The 7,820-nt window shown below is 59.8% G+C and carries 6 protein-coding genes and 1 tRNA gene; 3 read left to right on the top strand and 4 right to left on the bottom strand.

Annotation, left to right across the window (positions count from 1 at the left end):
• Positions 1 to 145 precede the first annotated feature (145 nt).
• Positions 146 to 222, bottom strand: a tRNA-Met gene (locus tag QP324_RS10270).
• Positions 223 to 373: 151 nt separating this feature from the next.
• Positions 374 to 3,331 carry a UPF0182 family protein gene (locus QP324_RS10265; RefSeq protein WP_284815974.1) on the bottom strand — a complete coding sequence of 986 codons (2,958 nt, stop codon included), beginning with the start codon at positions 3,329 to 3,331 and terminating at the stop codon, positions 374 to 376.
• Positions 3,332 to 3,454: 123 nt separating this feature from the next.
• Between QP324_RS10265 and QP324_RS10260 the strand changes: the two genes are divergently transcribed.
• Positions 3,455 to 3,991: a PPA1309 family protein gene (locus tag QP324_RS10260; RefSeq protein ID WP_005322346.1), complete on the top strand. Its 537-nt coding sequence runs from the start codon at positions 3,455 to 3,457 to the stop codon at positions 3,989 to 3,991.
• 46 nt (positions 3,992 to 4,037) lie between these two features.
• Positions 4,038 to 4,709 (top strand): beta-N-acetylglucosaminidase, encoded by a 672-nt coding sequence (locus QP324_RS10255; protein ID WP_284815971.1) that lies wholly within the window; start codon positions 4,038 to 4,040, stop codon positions 4,707 to 4,709.
• Positions 4,710 to 4,714: 5 nt separating this feature from the next.
• On the opposite strand, the gene QP324_RS10250 is transcribed toward QP324_RS10255, so the two are convergent.
• Positions 4,715 to 5,779, bottom strand: a complete 1,065-nt coding sequence (locus tag QP324_RS10250; protein ID WP_284815970.1) for a PDZ domain-containing protein — start codon at positions 5,777 to 5,779, stop codon at positions 4,715 to 4,717.
• Positions 5,780 to 5,872: 93 nt separating this feature from the next.
• Between QP324_RS10250 and QP324_RS10245 the strand changes: the two genes are divergently transcribed.
• Positions 5,873 to 7,294 carry a zinc-dependent metalloprotease gene (locus QP324_RS10245; RefSeq protein ID WP_284815969.1) on the top strand — a complete coding sequence of 474 codons (1,422 nt, stop codon included), beginning with the start codon at positions 5,873 to 5,875 and terminating at the stop codon, positions 7,292 to 7,294.
• Here QP324_RS10245 and QP324_RS10240 read toward each other — a convergent pair.
• A complete protein-coding gene (locus tag QP324_RS10240) occupies positions 7,291 to 7,812 on the bottom strand; it encodes a M48 family metallopeptidase (RefSeq protein WP_284815968.1) in 522 nt (173 codons plus the stop codon). The two genes, QP324_RS10245 and QP324_RS10240, sit on opposite strands and share 4 nt — an antisense overlap.
• Positions 7,813 to 7,820: the final 8 nt, after the last annotated feature.

The raw sequence follows: 7,820 nt of genomic DNA, 5'->3' as shown, positions 1-7,820 counted from the left end.
CATACGCTAAACCCCACCAACACAAAATGTCGTTTAGCCCGACACGCCGCAAAACAACACATTCTGTCGTTTAGGCCCCAGATTCCGCCCAGTAAGCAAAAATAAAAAATGGCCCTCACCGGCGAACCGATGAGGGCCTGGAAGTTGGTAGCGGGGGCAGGATTCGAACCTACGACCTCTGGGTTATGAGCCCAGCGAGCTACCGAGCTGCTCCACCCCGCGTCGAGATGACTTCCATCATCTGCGCTTTAACAGTGCGTTAACACAAAGTGTATTCGCTCTGTCCTGGCGACTCATGTAACTATACATAGAGAAAGGCACCTACCCAAATCCGCTGGGCAGGCGCCTAATCCATCGCGATTATAAGCCGGAACTACTTCTCCGTCGACTGGTAGGACTCGACTGCTTTGTCGAGCTCATCCAAGGCGCGTCCGTATTCCTCGAAGGAACCATCGCGTGCATCCTCAAGGCCCTTCAAAGCCTTGTTGATGTCATCGATGGCGCCGGCCTGGTCGGAAGAGGAAGGCGCAGAGGCCGGGGCCGAAGGCTTGTCCTCCTTGGCATCCTTCTTATTCTTGTCGTCCTTGGCGCCATCCTTGTCCTCGGAATCGCCCTCGACTTCCTCAATGTTTTGGGCAGCCTTGGCATCGATTCCAACTTGTTCAAGCGCATCACCAATAGTCGGAGCGTAGCCTACGCGGCCCTTATAGGACACGAGCACGCGCAACAGCTTCGGGAAGGCAGAGGCCTGGTCCTTGCGCTGCGAGTAGATCGGCTCGAGGTACAGGATTTCGCCGCCACCTACTGGCAGGGCTAGCAGGTTGCCATTGTGCAGGTCGTTAGTGCCCTCCCACAGGGTACGGTCGCGGGCGACCTGGTCGGAGGACATCATCGCATCCTGGGCCTGCTTCGGGCCCTGGGTCTGCGTATTGGTGGGCAGCACGCGCACGGTGATATCGCCGTAGTTCTCCGGGTCGGAGGAAACGGCCATGTGCGCAGACAGGAACTCGCGGTTGAGGCCACGGTAAGACGTGGTCAGCTGGAAGGTCGGCTTGCCGGTCTCCGGGTCAGCGGCCATCACGTAGTACGGCGGCTGATTGAGCTGGCGGGATTCCTCCGCGGTGGGGTCATTCGGCACGGACCAGAAAGCATCGTTATTGAAGAAGACATTCGGGTCATCCACGTGGTAGCGGGCCAACAGGTCACGCTGCACCTTGAACATATCCTCCGGGTAGCGGAAGTGCTCGCGCAACTCGTCGGAGATCTCTGCCTCAGGCTTAACGACGTCCGGGAAGACGCCCTGCCAGGCCTTCAGCACCGGGTCATTCTTGTCGAACTCGTACAGGTCCACAGTGCCGTCATAGGCATCGACGGTGGCCTTGACTGAGTTGCGGATATAGCCGACCTTGTCATTGACCAAGCGCTGGGTGGTGCCATCAGGGTTGAGGGTGTCCTGGGTGGCGTCGGAAAGCGAGGCACGCTGGGAGTAAGGCAGGGACTCCAAGGTGGTATAGCCATCCACAATCCACTTCAGGCGGCCATCAACCACGGCCGGGTAGGTAGCAGAATCGGTGGTCAGCCACGGAGCAACCTTTTCCACGCGTTCGCGCGGGTCGCGGTCATACAGCAGCTTCGATTCGCTGCCGACGCGATCCGAGAGCAGGAAATTCAGCTCGCGGTATTTGGCGGCGTACATGGTGCGGTCAAAGATATTGCCAATGCCAACGCCACCCTTGCCGTCATAGGTGTAGGTGGAGCTATCGGTGTCATACTCGACCGGGTTATCGCCGGTCTGGCCGGTGATCGCGTAGTCCATTCCGTCGGCCGCACCGGCAATGACCGGGCCGTAGTAGATGCGCGGCTGGTCTACCTTAATGCCAAGGGACTTCTCTGCGTCCTGGGTCTCGCCTTCGCCCTCGGACTCGCCGGCCTGGGTCTGTAGGTCAGACACGGTAAAGATGGGGAAGCCACCGCGGGCAGAACCTGCATCGCGAGCTACCTCGTCGACCTTATTGGCCTGCGCTGCCACGAAGCCATTGCCGTGAGTGTAGACGGTGTGGCGGTTAATCCAGTCCGACTGGTTCTCTCGCAGCTCATTCGGATCAAGCTCGCGAGCGGCGACGACGAAGTCGCGCTTCTTGCCGTCGATCTTGTAGCGGTCCATCGACAACGTCTCTGGGAACCCGTAGAAGTTCTTCAGCTGTTGCATCTGAGTGAAGGTAGGAGAAAGGATCTCCGGATCCAGCAGGCGGAGGTTATTGATGGTGGCGTTATCAGAGGCCACCTTGTCATCGGAGACATCATCCCCGCCCCAGTTATCTTCATAGGTGACGTGGTCATCCGTGAGCCCATAGGCATAGCGGGTGGCCTCGATATTGCGGGCGATGGATTCTTCTTCCTTAGCCTGGCGGTTGGGCTGTACGGAGAAGCGTTCCATCAGCAGCGGCCATGCCTGGCCAATGACCAGCGAGGACAGCAGCATAAGCACCACGGCCAGGCCGGGGATGCGCAAGTCCTTGATGACAACGGCCATAAACAGGGCCACGGCCACGAAGATGCCAATGATCATCAAGATGATCTTCGCCGGCAGATAAGCGTGAATATCGGTATAGGAACCACCGGTAAAGAGATCGTGCTGGGTATTAAGCAGCTCATAGCGCTCCAACCAGTAGCCGATGACCTGGACTACCATCCACAGGCCGGCGGTAATCGCCAGCTGCAGACGAGCGGGGTGGGAGATAGAGCCACGCACACCGGCGGCCTTATTGCCAATGCGGATGCCGCCCAGCACGTAGTGGCCGAAAAGCGCAATGAGGAAGGCCAGGATCAACAAGATGGATAGGGTGCTCACCACCATCTTCAGAACTGGCAACGTGAAGGCATAAAAACCTAGGTCGTGGTGGAACTGGGCGTCTTGTTCGCCGAATTCCTGGCCGTTGAGGAAGAGCAACACCGTGCGCCAATTGGCCTGACCGATGAAACCGGCGATGACGCCCACGACGGCGGGGATGACCTTGAAGAAGACGCCCATGGACTTCTCAATGGACTTGCGGTACTGATACACCGGCGAGTTCAGGTCTCCCAAGTCGAGCGAATCCGGGCGCCCGCGCCAGACAAAGTAGCCGGCGGCCCACACCACTGCAGCTGCGACCAGGCCAAAGATGATAGAGAGGACTATCCGCGCAATAATCGCGGTGGTGAAGACGTTCCGGTATTCAATCGCACCAAACCACCTCCAATCCGTGTACATGCCCACGAGCATGGGGCCGAAGAACAAGAGGACGGCAATGATGGCCGCAATGATTGTCGCGACCCGCGGGGGCCGCTTCAACGGGGCGGCTGGTGTGGATGACCCAAAGGACAACGCCAGCTCCAATCAAATAGTGCGAATTTAAAACCTGTAGACTTCTTCCAGCTTAAGGAAGCAATACACAGATAACGAATAAGGATGTTCATGAGTTCCCCCGAATTATCACAGCCAGCTCTAAACCGCGCGATGACCGAAGCCGTGGAATTCGTCCACGCCGAAGGCTGGGACGCTCGGCCCACCATCTTCGCGCTGGTTCCCACCCACTTGGTAGCCGATCAGCTTGCCGCACTCGATGAAGAGGATGCCGCGCCGCTTACCCTTATCGTGCAAGATAATGTGCCCGAAAACATTGAGCCCGGTTCGGAGCAGCTGGCCGATTATGTCTCCCGCCTGGCCTGGCCGCGGGAGGTCGCCGGCGTCATCTTGGCCCAAGAAATTAAGTTCCGCGATACCTCCAGCGAGGACCCCTCCCCTCGCCCGGCGCGCCTTTATTCCGGTGCGCTGCGCGAGGAAGGCATCGAAACCACGTTGCTGCAGCTGCGCCCCACCGAGGAAGAGCTGGAAGCGGCCGGACCGTTCGCGGAAGATGACATCCAGCTGCGCGGCGGTCCCCAGGTAGCTCCGGGGGTTATTGCGGCCTTGCGCTATGGGCTGAACCAAGACCCGGATGAGCTAGATTAGACTGAAGTGACAATTCTCGCCTGCGACTAAGGAGCATTTTCCTACCGTGCGACGCCTTACTCTCACTCGCCTGACCGCCACCCGCGCCACCGCAGCAGCGCTTCTGCTGGGCGTAGGCGTGAGCACTGCCGCTTGTTCCTCGGACGATGCCGCGCCTGCCGACGTCCCCGTGGAGACCTCCCCTGCCGGCGCCGAGTCCACCGCCCCAGAGGCGGATACCGCTGAGGAAACCAGCTCCGCCTCTAGCTTCTCTTCCACCGTTGAGTCCAGCGCGGAATCGAGCGCGGCGGAGAGCTCGGGGGTGTCTGAGGGGGCGTCGGCAAGCAAGGAACCCGGCAGCGAAAAATTGGAGAAGTCGGTGGCCAAAGCCTATGACATCTTTGCTCCGGTAGCGCCCAAGGAGCTCTTCGCGCACTTCGACCGCTGCGATTCCACGGGCGGGGACGATTCCTATAACTGCTCTGGGCCGAAGGTAGGCCAATTCCAGTTCTTCCGCTCGCACTCCAAGGCAAAGCAAACCACGCAGGTGCTTACCGAGCTGCGCAGCTCGCAGGTCATTGAGGATAATGGCGATCGCGTCGTGGGCTGGTCCACCCTGGGAACCACCGCGGTCATCACCGTGGTGGACAATAAAGAAGGCATGGTCATGCAGCAGATGATCTCCTCCGACCAAGAAGACCCAGAAGAGAAGATCAAGGAGCTGGGCCTAGCTAAGTAGGCTGGCTACTGGCAGGTTTTAATATCCTTGCCGTCCGCGAAGTTCTTCATCGTCGACACGGCTTCATCCAAGGTGGAAACTTCCGCGATGGGCATATCGCCATGGTCGCTCGCGGCGGCCTCGGAGCAATTATCCTTCGGCGCGAGGAAGAGCTCCGCTCCGGCCTCATGCGCCGCGGCGATTTTATGTTGGATGCCGCCAATGGGGCCTACTTTGCCATCTTCCTGAATCGTGCCCGTACCGGCCACGAACTTGCCGCCGGTGAGGTCTTCCTCGTTGAGCTTATCGATGACCGCCAGGGTAAACATCATGCCGGCGGAGGGACCGCCAATATCCTGCAGGTTGTATTTGACCTTAATATCGTCTTGCGGGACCGAGAGCATGGCGATGCCCAGCATTGCCTGCCCCTTCTGCTGGGGGTTCTCCCCTAGCTCTATTTCTTCTTCTTGCTCCTTGCCGCCGCGCTTGACTGTCAGCGTGACCTTATCGCCCGGGCTTTTCTGCTTGATGACGTCTTGGACCTCGCCTGGCTCCGAGACCTCCTTGCCGTCTACTGCGGTAAGGACATCGTCCTTTTTCAGCGTGCCCTGCGCCGCGCCCTCATCCATGACTTCCGCGATGGTGATCTTCACCGGCAGGTGCAGGTAATCCATTGCCGCGACGGTGGCTGCAGACTCGGACTGGGTAAAGGCCTGCTTATTGGACTCTTCTACCTCTTTATCGCTCATGTTCTGCGGAATGACGGTATCGATGGGCACGATGGTGTCATCGGTCATCATCCAGCGGCCTAGCGCCTGCGCCAGGGTCATATTGGTGCGCACAGAGACCGTGGTCATGTTGAGGTGGCCGTCGGTGTCATAGGTTTTCGGCGCCTGGACATCGACGACCTGAGTGCCGTCGACCTCCCCCAACGTGTCCACCGTGGGACCTGGCCCCTCAGCGGCATAAGGCACGGTCAAAGACACATCAGTGCCGGGGATATGGTCAAGCGATACCAACGCACCGGTGAGGACGACGGGGATGGCACCCCAAGCAATGGTGCGGACGCGACGGCTAGCAGGAGAATTCACGGATCAATACCCTACAACCTTTGCCGTAGTGTTCGCTGTCAGCGTAGCGGGGATCATGGAAAGTAGCCGGACGGTGCCGGTAGATTAGGACGCATGAGCAACGGATTCGGTTTTTCTTTCCCCAATAACGATGACGACGATAATGACGGACGTCGTGACCAGAACCCGTTCGGCGCATTCGGCGGCGCTAATGGTGGCGGCCTGGGTGACATGCTGAACCAGTTCGGTCAGATGCTGTCCGGCATGGGCTCTTCCATGAACTCGCCGGAAAACTCCGGCCCCGTCAATTACGACATGGCTAAGCGCATCGCCCTGCAGCAGATCTCGCAGTCCAAGGCGGTAAGCGCGGACGATACCAAGGCTGTGGAGGAATCCGTCCGCTTGGCGGAGCTCTGGCTTGATGACGCCACCTATTTGCCCACCGCCTCCGGCACGGCCAAGGCTTGGGATTCCAAGCAGTGGTTGGAAGAGACCATGCCGGCGTGGCAGCGCATGGTCACCCCGGTGGCAGAGCACATGAATGATGCTCAGCTGGACTCCATGCCGGAAGAGGCCCGCGAGATGATGGGCCCCATGACCAAGATGATGAACCAGATGTCTGGCATGAACTTTGGCATGCAGCTTGGCCACGCCTTGGGCGATTTGGCCTCCCAGGCGCTGACCGGCTCCGATTTCGGCCTGCCCATCGCCCCAGCCAATACTGTGGCACTATTGCCACAGACCATCCAGAAGGTCGCCCGCGAGCTTAATGTTCCTGGCCAGGAAGTGCTGGTTTATATTGCCGCCCGCGAGGCTGCCCGCCAGCGCCTGTTCAAGCACGTGCCCTGGCTGGTAGAGCGCATCGTCTCCTCCGTGGAGGAATATGCCATCGGCCTGGTTATTGATACCTCCCATCTGGAGGAAGTCACCCGCGAGCTCAACCTCGAGTCCGGCGATCCACAGGCGATCCAGGACGCGATGAGCAAATTGCAGGGCATGGACCTCTCCCCGCGCATTACCTCCAAGAACACTGCGGCCGCATCCCGCCTCGAGACCCTGTTGGCACTGGTGGAAGGCTGGGCCGAGCACGTCGTTACTGAGGCACTGGGCGAGCGCATCCCGTCGACCTCGAAGCTGACCCAGGCATGGGCGCATCGCCGCAGCACCGGCGGTTCCGCTGAGAACGCCTTCAGCAAGGTGGTCGGCATCGAACTTAATGCCCCGAAGGTCTCTGAGGCCGCTGAGCTATGGCGCCGCGCCACCGTCGCCGTAGGCGCGGAAAAGCGCGATAAGGCCTGGGATCACCCGGACTTCCTGCCCACTGCGGAGCACCTCGATAACCCGGCCGCCTTTATCGACTCCCTGCTGGACGAAGGCCCGGATGAAGGCTTTGAAGAAGAGTTTGCCAAGCTGGAGGAAATGCTGAAGAACGGCGAGGATTCCTCTGCCGCGCAGGGCGACGAGCCCAAGGAGTCCGAGAATCCGGACGACAAGGACGAGAAGAAGGACAAGGGCAACGAGGACGACGAGAACTAGCAGCCCCAGCGCTGATAGGCCTCAAGATAGCCCTTCGCCCGCTCGGCGTGGGGCACCCTGTCCGCCCACTGCCAAAAATCCCGCCCATGGCGCGGGATGAAGGTGTGGGTGAGCTCGTGAATGATCACTGAATCCAGCACATAATCCGGCACGTGTTGCAGCCGGTCGCTCAGCCGAATATCCGCGGTGGAGGTAGTACAGCTACCCCACCGCGTATTTTGATTACTCACCCACCGAATAGAGCCGATGGTCGCACGACCATCTAAATACGCCGCGTTGAGCCGCCGCGCCCGTTCCTCGAGCTGGGCGTCCGTGCGGCGCCCGCTGCCCTGCTTCTTTTCCACCCGCGCCAACATGTCCGCGACTGCTTCGCTCTCATCGCGCGCGGACATCCACGCGGGAATGCGTACCTCGAGCACCCCGGATACCATGCGCGCCTGCACGGTTTTCTTCCGCTTGGCAGAGCGAATGACTTTGACCTCCGGGGGCTGCGGTGCGGTTGGCTGCGTGCTCGACATGACAGGTG

Source organism: Corynebacterium sp. UMB0012 (assembly GCF_030216265.1).
Taxonomy (GTDB): domain Bacteria; phylum Actinomycetota; class Actinomycetes; order Mycobacteriales; family Mycobacteriaceae; genus Corynebacterium.
The sequence above is the reverse complement of the archived record's forward strand: the minus strand, read 5'-3'. Positions and strand labels throughout refer to the sequence as shown.